The sequence below is a fragment of the Cryptosporangium arvum DSM 44712 genome (assembly GCF_000585375.1).
Taxonomy (GTDB): Bacteria; Actinomycetota; Actinomycetes; order Mycobacteriales; family Cryptosporangiaceae; genus Cryptosporangium; species Cryptosporangium arvum.
In genome coordinates this window covers 8,553,758-8,569,200 of the sequence record NZ_KK073874.1, presented here as the reverse complement: position 1 = coordinate 8,569,200, position 15,443 = coordinate 8,553,758, and the positions used below count along the sequence as shown (strand labels likewise).

Below are 15,443 nucleotides of genomic sequence, written 5' to 3'. Positions count from 1 at the left end.
CATGGCCCACACCGATCTTCGTGAGTTCCTGAAGCGGCTGGAGAAGGCCGGTGAGCTCAAGCGGATCACCGCGCCGGTCGATCCGACGCTCGAGATCAGCGAGATCACCCAGCGGGTGGTGCGTGCCGGTGGCCCGGCCCTGCTGTTCGAGAACCCCACCCGCGGCGACATGCCGCTGGCGATCAACGTGTTCGGCACCGAGCGCCGGATGGCGATGGCGCTCGGCGTCGATTCGCTCGACGAGATCGGGCAGCGCATCGCGAGCATGCTCAAGCCCGAGCTGCCGCAGGGGTTCAGCGGCTTCCGCGAGGCGCTCGGCAAGCTCACCCAGCTCAAGAACGTCCCCCCGAAGCGGGTGAAGACGGCGCCGAGCCAGGAGGTCGTCTACAAGGGCGACGAGGTCGATCTGAACAAGCTTCCCGGGCTGCAGGTCTGGCCCGGCGATGGCGGGATCTACCACAACCTGGGTCTCACCCACACGAAGCACCCGGAGACCGGCGCCCGCAACCTCGGCCTCTACCGCCTGCAGCAGCACAGCCGCAACACGCTGGGCATGCACTGGCAGATCCACAAGGACTCCACCGCGCACCACGCGGTCGCCGAGCGGCTCGGCCAGCGGCTCCCGGTGGCGATCGCCTTCGGCTGCGACCCGGCGGTGTCGTACTCCGCGACCGCGCCACTCCCCGGTGACATCGACGAGTACCTCTTCGCGGGCTTCCTGCGCGGTGAGCGGGTCGAGATGGTCGACTGTCTCACCGTGCCGCTGCAGGTGCCCGCGCACGCCCAGGTGGTGCTGGAGGGCTACCTCGAGCCGGGTGAGCGTGCTCCGGAGGGCCCGTTCGGCGACCACACCGGGTTCTACACGCCGGTCGAGGATTTCCCGGTGCTGCACGTCGAGGTGATGACGACGCAGCGCAAGCCGATCTACCAGTCGATCGTCACCAGCCAGCCGCCCCAGGAGGACGGCCCGCTCGGCAAGGCCACCAACCGGATCTTCCTGCCGCTGATCAAGTTCATGATCCCCGACATCGTCGACTTCGACCTGCCCGACGCCGGCGTCTTCCACAACTGCTGCATCGTCTCGATCGACAAGCGGTTCCCGAAGCACGCGATGAAGGTGATGAACGCGGTCTGGGGCGCCGGCCTGCTCTCGCTCTCCAAGCTGATCGTCGTCGTCGATTCCGACTGTGACGTCCACGACTACCAGGAGGTCGCGTTCCGGGCCTTCGGCAACGTCGACTACGCGCACGACATCCTGCTCACCCATGGTCCGGTAGATCACCTCGATCACGCCTCCTACCAGCAGTTCTGGGGTGGCAAGCTGGGGGTGGACGCCACTCGCAAGCTCCCGTCCGAGGGCTATCACCGCGGCTGGCCGGAGGAGATGCGGATGAGCCCCGAGGTAGTCGCTGCCGTTGACGCACGTTGGCGGGAGTTCGGGCTGTGAGCACCACCGCCGAGGCGCCCAACAAGGTGAAGGCGTTCCTGCGGCTGGTCATGATCGAGCACTCGGTGTTCGCGCTGCCGTTCGCCTACGTGGCCGCGCTCACCGCGATGCGCACCGAGGGGCCGTCGGTCCAGTGGCTGACGCTGCTCGTGATCACGGTCGCGATGGTCGCGGCCCGCACGGTGGCGATGGCCGCGAACCGCATCATCGACCGGCGGATCGACGCGCAGAACCCACGCACCGCGCAGCGCGAGCTGGTCACCGGTGCGCTGTCGGTGCGTTCGGCCTGGATCGGGCTGGGCGTCGCGCTCGCCGTGTTCCTGGCGTCCGCGGCCTGGCTCGGCTGGCTCTGCCTGGTGCTGTCCCCGATCGCACTGTTCTTCCTGACGATCTACTCCTACGCGAAACGCTTCACCGACTTCCCGCAGGCGTTCCTGGGCCTGGCTCAGGCCATCGCTCCGCTCGGCGCGTGGATCGGCGTCACCGGGTCGTGGTCGTGGGAGGCGTTCGTGCTCGGCCTGGCCGTCGGCACCTGGATCGGCGGCTTCGACCTCATCTACGCCTGCCAGGACGTCGAGGTGGACAAGCGGATCGGTGTGCGCAGCGTGCCGGTGCGGTTCGGCATCGCCGCGTCCCTGCACGCGTCGACGGTCGTGCATGTGGTCACGGTGGCGCTGTTCGTCTGGTTCGGGGCTCTTACCGGCTTCCGCTGGCTCTGGTGGGCCGGAATGGTGTTCACCGCGGTGGTGCTGGCCTACGAGCACGCAATTGTTCGTCCCAATGACCTGTCCCGCGTCAATAGGGCGTTTTTCACCGCGAATGGCGTCATTGGAATTGTTTTGTTTTTGTTTGCGCTCGCCGACCTGGTGATCCTGCAGGGGCTGCGCTGGTGAGGACGCCGTGGGTCGTCGGGGTGTCCGGTGCCAGCGGGACGCCGTATGCGCAGTCGGTGCTCAACGCCCTGCTCGACGCCGGTGAGACGGTCGACCTGGTGGTGAGCCGCGCGGCCCGGCTGACGCTGCTCGACGAAGTGGGCCGGACGATTCGCGACGCCCACTGGGAAGAAGACCTGGAGGCCTGGCTCGGCCGCACTCCGACGGACGTCCGTTACTGGTCGGCCGGAGACCTGGCGGCGGGGCCGAGCAGCGGGTCGTACCCGGTGCGCGGCATGGTGGTGGTACCCGCGAGCACGGCGGCGGTCGCCGGCATCGCGCTGGGCCTGTCGAAGGATCTACTGCAACGCGCCGCGGACGTGAACCTGAAGGAACGGCGACCGCTGGTCGTGGTGCCCCGGGAAACCCCGCTCTCCCGGGGGCACCTCGTCCACCTGCTCGCGCTCCACGACGCCGGTGCAGTCGTGCTGCCGGCCAGCCCGGGGTTTTACGCCGGCACCTCGACGGTGCAGGAGCTGGTCGACTTCGTCGCGGGAAAGGTGCTCGACACTCTCGGCGTGACCCACACGCTGTTCACCCGGTGGCGCGGTGAATTGGGTGCTGCCCGGTCGCAAGCCCCGTCCGCCCACTAGTGCCCGGACGCCCTGCGATCCTCGAGTTCGACATCCGGGTCCCCCGATGCGAGCAGCGCGCGGACCTCGGATTCCCGGAATCGGCGATGACCGCCGGGGGTACGGATGCTGCTGATTCGCCCAGCCGCCGCCCACCGCGTCACCGTCTTCGGGTCAACCCGGAAAAGCGCCGCGACCTCACCTGGGGTGAGTAGACGCTCGCCAACCTCCACTTTCGCCTCTCTTCTCGCCGGTGCGTAATCGCACGTTGATGCGCCCAAAGCGGCGCGGCGTTATTGGTTCGCGAGTCATTCAAGCACCGGAGGTACGGTCGGCGACTGGAAACGGCCAAACTGATCTGTTCGGTCGCGGAAGGTCGATGCGTCACCGATTGTATGGCCAAACCTGGATTGGACGTGTCCGCCGTAGTCGCGGCCCCACGTGACCTGGGATTATGTAGATGAATTCGGCTGGGGGACAGCTGTCGTCGGAACGTGTCGAGGTGCCTTCGTTCAAACCGTTGCTGATCACTGTGTCTGCGGTCACGAATTGTTGAGCAGAGTTCAGCGAGTGAGCTCAGGTCCACAACGAACGGACACCCCGTGGCGGCGGGTCAGCGTCGGATGCGCAAGCGGCTTAGGATGCCCAGGGCGGATACCCCCGGGGGGAGAACTCGTGGACGAGATCGACCGGCGGTTGCTGGACACGCTGCGGAACAGCGGCCGGGAAACGTACGCCGAGTTGGCACGACGGGTGGGGCTGTCGGCGCCGGCGGTGCACGACCGGGTCGGCAAGCTGGAGGCGGCCGGGGTCATCACGGGCTATCACGCCGCGGTGGACACGACCGCGGTCGGCCTGGGGGTGACGGCGCTGATCGGGGTGCTGCAGGCGGAAAGCTCCGAGCAGGACGAGATCGCCGCCGCGCTCAATCGCTTGCCGGAAGTGGAATCCTGCTGGTTCGTGGCCGGTGAGGAGTCGTTTCTGCTCCTCGTGCGCGTTCCCGACGTGGCGGCGCTCGAGCACACGATCGGCCGGCTCAACCGTATCCACGGAGTGGCGCGTACCCGTACGACCGTTGTGCTTTCAACGAAATGGGAAGGCCGCGCGCGTCCGTTGGACGACGCCTAGCCAATTAGCACCCCCGTATTCGTCTGTCTCGCTTCGCGAGACGCCGTTTCAATGCCCCGGCCAACAAAATTCGTTTGACGCCCGGGCGCCCCCACAATTGCTGCGGTGGCGACAATTCAGCGCGTCCTCGCATCGAATGATGTCGGCGTTCGAAATTCGTCATATGAATTTCCGATACCGAGCGTGGTCGACGGATAGGGGGAACGGCTGAGTCGGATTCGGCGGGTCGGTGGATGGCCGAAATACGTGTGGATGCTTTCTTGATCGAAATAGCATGCTCCTAAAAGCGGATAAATTACGAGGTGGGAGCAGCAGGTAGGTCTCCGGCCCGGAACGCGCCCACGCGTCTGGCTATCGTGACCGTATGACCGCGATCCCTACCGCATCCTCCGCATTGGTGACGCTGAGCGACATTCAGGCAGCAGCTGCCCGGATTCGGGATTTGGTGGTGCGGACACCGCTGCTGCCGTGCGTCTGGGGAGAAGCCGGGCGTCCGCTCTGGCTCAAGCCCGAAAGCCTGCAGGCGACCGGCGCGTTCAAGCTCCGCGGAGCCAGCAACGCGCTCGCGCAACTCGACGCCGACCAACGCGCTCGCGGCGTCGTCGCCCAGTCCAGCGGCAACCACGCCCAGGCCGTGGCGTACGCCGCGGCGCGCCTCGGTATACGGGCGACGATCGTCATGCCCGACACCACGCCGGCGGTGAAGCTGGAGGCGACACGCGGGTTCGGCGCCGAGGTCGTGATCGTGCCGCCGGCCGAGCGGGACATCCGGCCGCTGGAACTCGTGGCCGAACACGGTTACGCCCACATCCCGCCCTACGACGACGCGCGGATCATCGCGGGGCAGGGCACGGTGGGGCTGGAGATCGCCGCCGACCTCGAAGCGGACCTCGTCCTGGTGCCGGTGAGCGGCGGCGGCCTGATCTCCGGTGTCGCGACCGCGATCAAGGAGCTCTCCCCCCGGACGCGGGTGATCGCGGTCGAGCCCGAACTCGCCGCCGACGCCTACGAGAGTTTCCGCAGTGGCGAGCGGGTCGTCTGGACACCCGAGCAGACCTACCGCACGATCGCCGACGGACTGCGGACGACGTCGGTGGGCGTGCTGCCGTTCGAACACATCCGCCGCTACGTCGACGACGTGGTCACGGTGTCCGAGGAGGAGATCGTCGAGGCGACCCGGGTGCTCGGACAGAAGTCGCGGCTGGTCGTCGAGCCGTCCGGAGCGGTGACGACCGCCGCCTACCTGTTCCGTTCGTCGGCGCTGCCGGCCGGGCGGACGGTCGCCGTCGTCTCCGGTGGGAACGTCGACCCGGCGAAGTACCTGGAGTACCTCGGTGGGCAGTGACCGGGACTGGATCGACGAGGCCGTGCGCAAGGTGGAGGCCGATGCCAACCGGTCCGCCGACACGCACCTGCTGACCTTTCCGCTGCCGCCGGGGTTCGAAGGGCTCGACCTGTACGTGAAGGACGAGTCGACGCACCCGACCGGGTCGTTGAAGCACCGGCTCGCGCGGTCGCTGTTCCTGTACGCGCTCTGCAACGGCTGGATCCGCGAGGGCACCACCGTGGTCGAGGCGTCCTCGGGCTCGACCGCGGTCAGCGAGGCGTACTTCGCCCGCATGCTCGGGCTGCCGTTCGTCGCCGTGATGCCGGCCCGCACCAGCCGGGAGAAGATCGCGCTCATCGAATTCCAGGGTGGACGCTGTCACCTCGTCGACGACCCGTCGCACGTCTACGACGAATCGCGCCGGCTGGCCGCCGACCTCGACGGCCACTACATGGACCAGTTCACCTACGCCGAACGGGCCACCGACTGGCGGGGCAACAACAACATCGCCGAGTCGATCTTCGGCCAGCTCGCGGCCGAGCGGCACCCGGTACCGCGCTGGATCGTCGTGGGCGCCGGAACCGGCGGCACCAGCGCCACGATCGGCCGCTACCTGCGGTACCGCCGGTTCGACACGCGCTTGTGCGTCGTCGACCCGGAGAATTCGGCCTTTCTGCCGGGCTGGTCGGTCGCCGACCCGAGCGTGACCACCGCCCGGGGTTCGCGGATCGAAGGAATCGGACGGCAGCGGGTCGAACCGAGTTTTGTCGGCGGGGTCGTCGACCGGATGATCAGCGTGCCCGACGCCGCCTCGATCGCCGCCGCCCGCTACGCCACGCGGCGGCTCGGCCGGCCGGTGGGCGGCTCGACCGGAACGAACCTCTGGGGCGTGTTCGCGCTGCTCGACTCGCTGCGGGGCGGCACCGGCAGCGTCGTCACGCTGCTGTGCGACGGGGGCGAGCGTTACGCACGCACCTATTACGACGACGAGTGGCTGCGCGCCGCCGGACTGGACCTCGGTCCGTACACCGAGACCCTCGAGCGCTTCGACGAGACCGGTGAGTGGGTGAGCCCAACCGCGTGAACCGCTGGCTTTGGCACCGGGCGCAAGGCAGCATTGTCGGGGAGTGGTCAGTAGTTGGGCGCCGGGCCTGAGCTAGCGGGGACGACGGTGACTGGAAACGTGCCAGGACCGCCGCCGGTGGGTGCGGCGGGGGGCGGCCACGCCGACCTGGTGTTTTCGCTGGTGGCCAGGCAGCCACTGGTGCTCGTGGTGGGGCCGGCCGGTGCGGGTCGCAGCGCCGCGCTGACGATCCTGGCCGGCCCGGCCGCCGGTGGCACGATGATCGACCTCGGTGCGCTCTGGATGGCCGTCGACCCGCCGGCCGACCGGCCCCGGACCGTGCGGCTCAACGGCGCGCCCTCGGCGGCCGGGCGGAAGGGCTGGGAAGCGATCGCCGGCGCGATCGGCGCCGTTGCGGCTCCGCCCGCGGTCGTGCTCGTCGACACGTTTCGGGGTCTCTCCGCCGCGCTGGGCGGCGCGGGTGCGGCGGAGACGGTCAGCGCGCTGGTGACGCCGGGGCGCACGGTCGTGCTGGTGCTCGACGACTTCGCCGAGGCGGAGGCGTTCGGCGCGCTCGCGTTACGCCACGGCGCGGTGGTGAGCGTCGACGAGCAGGCGATCCGCGGGGTGCGGCCGGTCACCGAGCTCGTACCGGACGCCCGGCTCGGTCCGGCCGCCCCCGAAGTGCCGCCGGCGCGCCGGGCCTGGTCGGAGGCGGCTTCGGAGCTGGCGAAACCCGTGGGGGTCGGGGTGTCGGAGCCTTCCGAGGAGCCGCCACCGACGACGACCGGGCGTCGGCGGTGGTGGCGGCGGTCCGAGCCGCTGGCTTCCGGACCGGCGCTCGACGTGTCCGTGACGGTGGTGGACACCGAGGGGGAGCCGGTGAGCCGAGCCCTCGCGCCGGGCGGGTACTACCTGATCCGGATCGCGATGCTCGCTACGGGATCACCCGGTGACGTCGAGGGCTGGGTGCAGGTGTCGGCCGTCGCCGAGGCCGTCACGGTGCCTCCCGGGCCGCACCCGATGTTCGTCCCGCCGCACGGGCCGGCCTGGACCTGTCCCTGCCCGCCCGACGGTGAGCACAGCTGCCTTCCGCACGAGCGGGCCGAACGGCTCGAGCTGCCGTTCGTCGCGCCGCGCCGCCCGGACGTCTACCGCGTGCACCTCGCCGTGCGTCACCGGGCGGCGGTCGTCCACCAGAGCCGGCTCGATCTGACCGTCGACGGCGATCGTCACCTCTGATCGCGGGTGGCCAGCCCTGGGTAGTCGACCACGAAGCCCTCCCGGTCGACGGTGATCTGCACGCGGTAGTCACCGGAGCGGTACCCGATCTCGCCGTCCCCCGCGACCGCGTACCGCTGCTCGTTGCTGATGACCGACAACGACGGCAGCTGCACGAACGCCACGTTCAGCTCGAACTCCGCGCCGACCGGCTGGTTGAGCAGGTCGAGGCGGCGGATCGGGAGTGTATTGGTCAACGGCGAAAACGCGATGTCGACGTCGAGCGCGTCGACGATCCGCTCCGGGTACTCGGAGCCGGCCGGGGAGCCGTTCAGCGTGCCGGTCTCGCTCGCCCGGACCTTCCACTCGTCGCGGGCGGACTTCCGCGTCATCCGCAGGGAACGGGCCCAGCCCTCGCCCTCGGTCTGGATCTCCAGCGAAACCGTGGCCCAGCTCTCGTCGGTGGCCAGCGTGTAATGGCTGGTGTAGGGCTCGGGCTCCGCGCCGAGTGCCCAGCCGCGGGCGCGTAGGCCACGATCGGTGTGGACGACCGCGAGTTCGGCTCCGAATCCCACCCGGTTCCATGCGAAGGTGCCCATGGTGCTCACCCTGCCACGGATCATGGGCCCATGGATCTCTGGGCTGATCTCGACGAACTCCGGCAGCGGCGGAGCGAGAAGTGGCGGCGGTACCCGGCTGACGTGCTGCCGCTGTTCGTCGCGGAGATGGACACGAAGCTGTCTTCGTCGATCCGATCAGCTCTCGATGCGGCCTTGGACGTCTCCGACACCGGGTACGCGCAACCGGATGCGCTGCCCGCGGCCTACGCCGGTTTTGCCGGGCGGCGGTGGGGCTGGCATCCCGACCCGGCCGCGATGGCGCTGATGCCCGACGTCGCCCGAGCGGCGCGGACCGCGATCGAACTGGTGTCGTCACCGGGTGACTCGGTGGTGATCAACCCACCGGTGTACCCGCCGTTCTTCGAGTGGCTCGAGATGACCGGGCGACGCCTGGTGTCGGTGCCGCTGCGGTCGGGACGGCTCGATCTGTCCGGACTGGAGGCGGCGTTCGCCGGCGGCGCGCGCGTGTACCTGCTGTGCAACCCGCAGAACCCGACCGGCACCGTGCACACGCGTGAGGAGCTCACCGAGGTGTCGTCGCTGGCCGCCGAGTTCGGCGTCACGGTGATCTCGGACGAGATCCACGCGCCGCTGACGCTCGGCGAGGCCCGCTTCACCCCGTACCTGTCGTTGGAGGGCACCGGTGACGCGTACGCCGCGGTGTCGACGTCGAAGGCGTGGAACCTGGCCGGTCTGAAGGCCGCGCTGCTGGTCGGAGGGGAGCTCGCGGGCATTCCGGAGGACACGGTGTCCTCGACCGGGCACCTCGGGGTGATCGCGTCGATCGCGGCGCTGACCTCCGGCGACGCGTGGCTCGACTCTCTCCGCGCCGAACTGGACGTGAACCGGCGGTGGCTGGCGTCGGCGCTGGCCGAACTGGGCGTGGGCTACCACACGCCGGACGCGACGTACCTGGCGTGGCTGGACCTCCGCGACCACGGGCTCGGCGACGACCCCGCTCCGGTGGTGCTGGAGCGGGGCCGGGTGGCGCTCTACCGGGGCCTGGATTTCGGCCCGGAGGGCGCCGGTTTCGTGCGTCTGAACTTCGCGACCGCACCCGAGATCCTCGCCGAAGCGGTGGACCGCCTGGGCCGGGCCCTGCTCACGACAGGACGCCGTCCAGGACGGACATGATCGTGTCCCCGGCCACGATCGCGATCCCGGCGCCCACGGCCACCGCGACGACGAGCACGATCGCGACGACGAGCATCGTGCGCCGGTTGTTCGACTCGGGCTCGGGCGGAACGTTCTGCTGGGCGGACGCGGGCCCGAGCAGCGCACCGGCGAGCGACGAGGTGTGCTCGGGGTTGGGTGTCTGATCGGGGTCGTCGAAGGACGGAGTCTGTTCTTCCGGGGACTTCGGGGGGACGCCGTTCGGGTAGGCGGACCATCCCGGCTCGATGGTCCAGCCGGGCCGGAAGACGGTAGGCATGTCCGGGTCGGCGTGGTCAGTCGGAGCGACGAAGTTCGGAGGCGCCGGGACGTCGCCGTCGTGGGGCGCGGAGGGGCGGACGGGGACCGACGCTTTGCCGGCGTTCGGGGCGGCGGCGGTCGGCGGTGCGGGCACGGAGGCTTTGCCGGCGTTCGGGGCGGCGGGGGTCGGCGGTGCGGGCACGGAGGCTTTGCCGGCGGAAGCGGCCGGAGGGTTGGGGTTCGGGGCGCCGGAGGCTGGGGGTGGGCTGATCAGAGTCTGGTCGACCCGCGCCGACCCGGCCGGCGACTGGTGCACAGCGGTCTGGTCCGTCCGAGCAGACGGCGCCGGCGTGACCGGCGACTTCGGCACGACCGTCTCCTGCGAGGCGTCCTGCCCGGTCGCCGCCGGAGCGGTGTCGTTCTCACTCGATCCCTGGGCGGTTCCGCTCCCGGCGCCGGGAGCTGCGGCCTCGGCGCTCGCCGGAGCTTCTGTTGAATCGCTCGCTACGACCGTCGGGGAGACCGGTGCCGCAGAGCCTTTCGCCACCGGCGCGCTAGATCCCACCGCAGAGGCGGGAGTGCCCGATGGTGCGCTGGATGCGGAAGTGCCCGATGGTGCGGAGCCTGTTGCGGGGGGAGAAGGGGGCGTGGCCGAGCCTTTCGCAGCCGAGCCTTTCGTAGCCGAGCCGGCAGGCGTGCCTTTCGTAGCCGAGCCGGCAGGCGTGCCTTTCGTAGCCGAGTCGGCAGGCGTGCCTTTCGCAGCCGAGTCGGCAGACGTGGCGGAGCCCTTGGCGGCCGGGCTGGCAGGTGCGGCGGGGGGCGTGGCGGGCGTGGCGGAGCCCTTCGCGGCCGGGCTGACGGGTGTGGCGGAGCCTTTCGCCGCCGGTCGCCCGGGCGCGGCAGAGCCTTCGTCCACCGGATCGGGCGGCGTGGCCGATCCCCGCGCAATCGGCGCAGATGGTGCGGCGGAACCTCGCGCGGCCGGAGTGGCCGGTGTGGCCGGGCTGGCCGGTGTGGCCGGGCTGGCCGGTGTGGCGGAGCCTGTCGCGGCCGGTGCGGGTGGTGCGGGTGGTGCGGCGGAACCTGCTGAGGCCGGTGCGGGTGGTGCGGCGGAACCTGCTGAGGCCGGTGCGGGTGGTGCGGCGGAGCCTGTTGCTGCCGGTGCGGGTGTGGCGGCGGAGCCTGTCGCGACGGGGGCGGGTGGTGTGGCGGAACCTCGCGCGGCGGGTGTGGCTGGTGTGGCTGGTGTGGCGGAGCCTGTCGCAACGGCCGCGGGTGGTGCCGCGGAGCCTTGCACGACTGGGGCGGCTGGGATGGGTTGTGTGGCGGAGCCCTTCGCGGCCGGGGCGGGTGTGGCGGATCCCGTTTCGGGGGCAAGGGGCGCGGCGGAGCTCGTGGGGGACTGGGGCTTGGCGGAGCCCTCAGCGGGGGTGGCAGGCGACGGGGAATTGTCGGCGGGCGCGCCGGGGCCGGTGGTCGGGCGGGCTTCGGCGAGGCGGGTGATCAGATCCGGGGGGAGGGGCGCGATCCGAGTCCGGGCGTTGCGCTCGACATCATCGGTGTCCTCCACGATCGGCGACCCCTCGGCCGCCCCGATCTCCGAGGCCTCAGCCGGCGCCGCCGGATCGTCGGACTCCGCGGAGCCAGGAACCTTGGCCGAACCGATGGTGCCGACGGGATCCTTCGGCCCTGCCGGTGAGTCGGCGCCGGGGCGCGCCGGTGCCGGGGAACCGGCGTCGGTGGGGGTGGCTCCGGAGGACGGGTCGGTGGGTGAACCGTCCTTGGCCGGTGGGGTCGGCGGCTGGTCCGGGATGACCGGCGGTGTGAAGCGAGACCCACCCGGGAGCTGTGACGGATCGAGCCGTACGGTCCGGGGCCCCTCTTCCTCCTCGGCCATTACTATCTCCCACCTTCCGGTTCGAACGGGCGACCCGCGCAAACGGTGCCATGTGGGAGTGATGATTTCCGTTGGACGGCCGACAGAACCCAGATATCTCGCGACAGTGCCGAAAATTATGGCGTAACGGTCACGGTGTGCGCCTGAATCGTTTCCCGGTGTCAGTGCTGAAGAGGGCAGTGATGCTGGTGGGACTCAGGGCTACTGCGGATCCTGCGGGGAGCGAGGTTCTGCCGGTGGGCTCGGCCCGATCGTCGACGAGGTCTTCACTGCCACCCGGCCACCCTTCGCCCGAGTCGTACCGACCCGCGCGCCCCCGACCCCACCGGCCCGATCGCCGCGAACCTCGCCGGCCCGCGTGCCGCGAACCTCGCCGGCCCGCGTGCCGCGAACCTCGCCGGCCCGCGCGCCGCGAACCTCGCCGGCCCGCGTGCCTCGAACCTCGCCGGGTCGGACACCGCGAACCTCACCGACCCGCGTGCCGCGAACTTCACCGGCCCGCGTGCCGCGAACTTCACCGGCTCGGACACCGCGAACCTCGCCGGCTCGAACGCCACGGAGTCCGCCCGCCCGAGTCCCACGAACTCCGCCGGCTCGAACACCGTGAACCTCGCCGGACCGAGCCAGACGAACCCCGCCCCTCCTAGCAGCGCGCGGCTCGGCTGCCTTGGTGCGGCGGGCGTCGACGGCCTTGGTGGCACCTGCAGTACCCGCTTCACCATCCCGCACCGCGACGGCCGGAGCGGTGCGGTGCCCGGCCGCGCGCGGCCCGGCCGCTTTCCCCGTGCGCGGCCCGGCCGCCTTCCCCGTACGCGGCCCGGCCGCTCGCCGCTCGGCCGCTTTCCCCGCTCGCCGCTCGGCTGCTTTCCCCGTGCGTGGCCCGGCCGCTCTCCCCGTGCTCGACCCAACAGCTTTGCCCGCCCGCGACTTACCGCTCTTTGCCGCCCGCGCATTACCCGCCCTGGTGGCGCGCGTCTTGTTCCCTTCCGACTTCTGCGCATCGCGGATCGCCCGGCTCGGAACCCGCTTGTCAGCGGTCGCACGTCGAGACGTGGATCGATCGGTGGCACCACCACGCGCGGCGGTGCGACCCGAACCCGACCCCGACCCATCCGCATCCACCCGAGCCAACTTCGAACGACCCGAACTAGCCGTATGCCCCTCAGCGTCAGCCGGGACCTCCGACGGCGACGGACTCGGCGACTTGGGCTGCTCCACCATCGGCGTGGCCGTCGCCGGGTCGATCGGCGCCGGCTCTTTCGGAGTCACCACCCGGGGTCGACGGGCGGTGGCCCGCACCGGGGCGTCGGGGCGCAGATCCACGGCCGGCGACCAGTGGCCGGGCCGCCCGGGCACGACGCGCCCCGCGGCGAAGAACTCCGACCACCAGACCGGTGCCACCCGCACCACGTCTCCGGTTGTCGGGGCGTGCACCATCAACCCACGGCCGAGGTACACCCCCACATGGTGGATCGTGTTCCAGTCGGAGTGGTCGGTAGCGAAGAACAGCAGGTCGCCGGGGAGCAGCGCGGTCACCGGGACCGGCTTGGTCATCCGGTACTGCGGCCGGGCGGTGCGGGGCAGCGTCACGTCCGCGGTGGCGTAGGCGGTCTGCACCAGGCCCGAGCAGTCGAACCGTTCCGGTCCTTCGGCGCCCCACTCGTACGGCTTCCCGCGTTGCGCGAGCGCGAAGTTCACCGCTGAGGCCGCGGCTTTTCCGGCGGCCCCGTCGGCGTCACGCAGGTATTTGCGCGCCAGCGCGGCCTCGACGGCGTCACGTTGACGATCGGCTTCGAGCAGGGCCGACGCCCGGGCGGCACGCAGCCGGTGGAGTTCGGCGGCCCGGGCGTCGAGGTCACGCTGGATCGTGGCGACGTGGGCGCGCTGGGCGGTCACGGCGGCGGTGGCCCGGTCGGCGGCGTCGGTGGCGGTGCGCTGTTGCGCTTCGGCCGCTTCGAGGTCGAGCACGGCTGTGGGCCGGCCGAGCATTCCGGTGCGCGGGTCGGCGACCAGACCTTCCGGGCGGCTCGCCTGGGCGATGAACGATTCGCGCGTCCAGGTCGCGGCGGCGGATTCGGCCTGCTCGGTCGAGGTCCGGGCCAGCGTGAGAGTCACCGTGGCCTGGATCTGCGCACGGACGAGCGTGTCGAGCGCGGCGCGGGCCTCGGTGAGCCGTTCGGCGACCGCCTCGGCCGCGGCCGACGCCCGCGCGATCCGCGTGGTGATCGGCTCGTTCGGGCCGTGGTGACGTCCGGTCCTGGCCATCACCGAGTTCGTGGTGCCGGTCGGGACGCCGAGCACGCGGAGCGGCTTCTCGTCCCGCGGTTCGGCGGGGCGGACCGGCGCGAGCTGGTGGTTCAGCGCGTGAACTCCGGCCGGGACGTCACCCCAAGCGGCCCCGCCGCCCGCCAACAGCGTCAACGCGGTCCCGACCGCGATCGACATGCGGGATGCACGAGCGTGATCACACGTGAACAGCGTCGGTTTCCGGTGCGCGCCGCCCATCAGTCGCGGATCCCGTTGCCGGAGTTCCCACCGCTTGCCGGGTGGCCTGAACCGATAAGTCCGTTTGAGCCCACTATGGGGGTATAGCAAAATATGCGTAAACAGTCACGTGCCTGAGTCGCTCCGCGGCCCGCATATGCTGGGCACATGGATTCCGGCCTCAAACGTGAGATCGAGCAGAAGGTACGAGCCGGTGAGCGGCTCTCCTACGACGACGGCGTCGCGCTCTACGCCTGCGATGACCTCGCCTGGCTCGGCGGTCTGGCGCACGAGGTCCGCACCGCGAAGAACGGCGAGACCGTCGTCTTCAACGTCAACCGCCACCTGAACATGACGAACGTCTGTTCCGCCTCGTGCGCGTACTGCTCTTTCCAGCGCAAGCCGGGGGAGAAGGACGCCTACACGATGCGTATCGAGGAGGCGGTGCGGCTCGCGAAGGACATGGAGTCCGAGGGCCTCACCGAGCTGCACATCGTCAACGGCCTGCACCCGAACCTGCCGTGGCGTTACTACCCGCGCTCGCTGCGTGCGCTCAAAGAGGTCCTGCCCGACGTCTCGCTGAAGGCGTTCACCGCGACCGAGATCCACTGGTTCGAGAAGATCTCCGGGCTCTCGGCCGACGAGATCCTCGACGAGCTGATCGACGCCGGCCTGGAGTCGCTCACCGGCGGCGGCGCGGAGATCTTCGACGAGGAGATCCGCCGGCAGATCGTCGACCACGACACCCACTGGGAAGACTGGTCGCGGATCCACCGGCTGGCGCACTCCAAGGGCCTCAAGACGCCCTGCACGATGCTCTACGGCCACATCGAGGAGCCGCGCCACCGCGTCGACCACGTGCTGCGCCTTCGTGAGCTGCAGGACGAGACCGGTGGGTTCCAGGTCTTCATCCCGCTGCGCTACCAGCACGACGGCGCGAAGCCGGCCGACGGCAAGATCCGCAACCGGCTCGAGGAGCGCACGCAGATGGCGTCGCCCGCGGAGTCGTTGAAGACGTTCGCGGTCTCCCGGCTGCTGTTCGACAACGTGCCGCACGTGAAGTGCTTCTGGGTGATGCACGGGCTGTCGCTGGCCCAGCTGTCGCTGAACTTCGGCGTCGACGACCTGGACGGCTCGGTCGTCGAGTACAAGATCACTCACGACGCCGACGGGTACGGCACGCCGAACACGATGCACCGCGAGGGCCTGCTCGACCTCATCCGCGACGCCGGGTTCACGCCGGTGGAGCGGAACACCCGCTACGAGGTGGTGCGCGAGTACGAGGGCCCGACGCCGCTGGCCGAGCGTCGTCGTGAGCCGCAGCCGATGTGGAGCTGAG

13 protein-coding genes are annotated in these 15,443 nt (G+C 70.4%); 9 read left to right on the top strand and 4 right to left on the bottom strand.

What is annotated here, in order from left to right; all coding sequences use genetic code 11:
* Position 1 precedes the first annotated feature (1 nt).
* Genes CRYAR_RS39085 through CRYAR_RS39075 form a run of 3 tightly spaced genes read left to right on the top strand, consistent with a single transcriptional unit; the run spans position 2 to position 2,972 of the window.
* Positions 2 to 1,447, top strand: a complete 1,446-nt coding sequence (locus CRYAR_RS39085; protein WP_035869666.1) for a menaquinone biosynthesis decarboxylase — start codon at positions 2 to 4, stop codon at positions 1,445 to 1,447.
* The gene (mqnP, locus tag CRYAR_RS39080; RefSeq protein ID WP_211247860.1) at positions 1,444 to 2,340 is read left to right on the top strand and encodes a menaquinone biosynthesis prenyltransferase MqnP; all 897 of its coding nucleotides are present in this window, start codon (positions 1,444 to 1,446) and stop codon (positions 2,338 to 2,340) included. The genes CRYAR_RS39085 and mqnP overlap by 4 nt, the downstream gene beginning before the upstream one ends.
* On the top strand, positions 2,337 to 2,972 hold the full coding sequence (locus tag CRYAR_RS39075) for a UbiX family flavin prenyltransferase (RefSeq protein ID WP_035858358.1): 636 nt from the start codon (positions 2,337 to 2,339) through the stop codon (positions 2,970 to 2,972). The genes mqnP and CRYAR_RS39075 overlap by 4 nt, the downstream gene beginning before the upstream one ends.
* Here the strand turns inward: CRYAR_RS39075 and CRYAR_RS46480 are convergent.
* Positions 2,969 to 3,184: a BldC family transcriptional regulator gene (locus tag CRYAR_RS46480; RefSeq protein ID WP_035858356.1), complete on the bottom strand. Its 216-nt coding sequence runs from the start codon at positions 3,182 to 3,184 to the stop codon at positions 2,969 to 2,971. The two genes, CRYAR_RS39075 and CRYAR_RS46480, sit on opposite strands and share 4 nt — an antisense overlap.
* Positions 3,185 to 3,626: 442 nt before the next feature.
* Here CRYAR_RS46480 and CRYAR_RS39065 point away from each other — a divergent pair, with 442 nt between their 5' ends.
* The 4 genes from CRYAR_RS39065 to CRYAR_RS39050 all read left to right on the top strand — a co-directional run bounded on the left by CRYAR_RS39065 (position 3,627) and on the right by CRYAR_RS39050 (position 7,711).
* Positions 3,627 to 4,079, top strand: a complete 453-nt coding sequence (locus tag CRYAR_RS39065; RefSeq protein ID WP_035858349.1) for an Lrp/AsnC family transcriptional regulator — start codon at positions 3,627 to 3,629, stop codon at positions 4,077 to 4,079.
* Between the two features lie 364 nt (positions 4,080 to 4,443).
* Complete coding sequence (locus CRYAR_RS39060; protein WP_035858347.1) at positions 4,444 to 5,424, top strand: threonine ammonia-lyase; 981 nt, start codon at positions 4,444 to 4,446, stop codon at positions 5,422 to 5,424.
* Complete coding sequence (gene cds1, locus CRYAR_RS39055) at positions 5,414 to 6,490, top strand: L-cysteine desulfhydrase Cds1 (RefSeq protein WP_035858345.1); 1,077 nt, start codon at positions 5,414 to 5,416, stop codon at positions 6,488 to 6,490. The genes CRYAR_RS39060 and cds1 overlap by 11 nt, the downstream gene beginning before the upstream one ends.
* Before the next feature lie 117 nt (positions 6,491 to 6,607).
* Positions 6,608 to 7,711: a P-loop NTPase family protein gene (locus CRYAR_RS39050; RefSeq protein WP_035858343.1), complete on the top strand. Its 1,104-nt coding sequence runs from the start codon at positions 6,608 to 6,610 to the stop codon at positions 7,709 to 7,711.
* Here the strand turns inward: CRYAR_RS39050 and CRYAR_RS39045 are convergent.
* A complete protein-coding gene (locus CRYAR_RS39045; protein WP_035869663.1) occupies positions 7,702 to 8,289 on the bottom strand; it encodes a putative glycolipid-binding domain-containing protein in 588 nt (195 codons plus the stop codon). The genes CRYAR_RS39050 and CRYAR_RS39045 overlap by 10 nt on opposite strands.
* 30 nt (positions 8,290 to 8,319) lie before the next feature.
* On the opposite strand from CRYAR_RS39045, the gene CRYAR_RS39040 reads away from it, so the two are divergent.
* Complete coding sequence (locus tag CRYAR_RS39040) at positions 8,320 to 9,444, top strand: MalY/PatB family protein (protein ID WP_035858341.1); 1,125 nt, start codon at positions 8,320 to 8,322, stop codon at positions 9,442 to 9,444.
* Here CRYAR_RS39040 and CRYAR_RS47815 read toward each other — a convergent pair.
* Positions 9,413 to 9,742 (bottom strand): hypothetical protein, encoded by a 330-nt coding sequence (locus CRYAR_RS47815; protein ID WP_157018412.1) that lies wholly within the window; start codon positions 9,740 to 9,742, stop codon positions 9,413 to 9,415. The two genes, CRYAR_RS39040 and CRYAR_RS47815, sit on opposite strands and share 32 nt — an antisense overlap.
* Positions 9,743 to 11,821: 2,079 nt before the next feature.
* Positions 11,822 to 14,065 carry an NlpC/P60 family protein gene (locus tag CRYAR_RS44265; protein WP_051571558.1) on the bottom strand — a complete coding sequence of 748 codons (2,244 nt, stop codon included), beginning with the start codon at positions 14,063 to 14,065 and terminating at the stop codon, positions 11,822 to 11,824.
* Positions 14,066 to 14,272: 207 nt separating this feature from the next.
* Between CRYAR_RS44265 and mqnE the strand changes: the two genes are divergently transcribed.
* Positions 14,273 to 15,442, top strand: coding sequence for an aminofutalosine synthase MqnE (gene mqnE, locus CRYAR_RS39025; protein ID WP_035858339.1), 1,170 nt, complete (start codon positions 14,273 to 14,275; stop codon positions 15,440 to 15,442).
* Position 15,443: the final 1 nt, after the last annotated feature.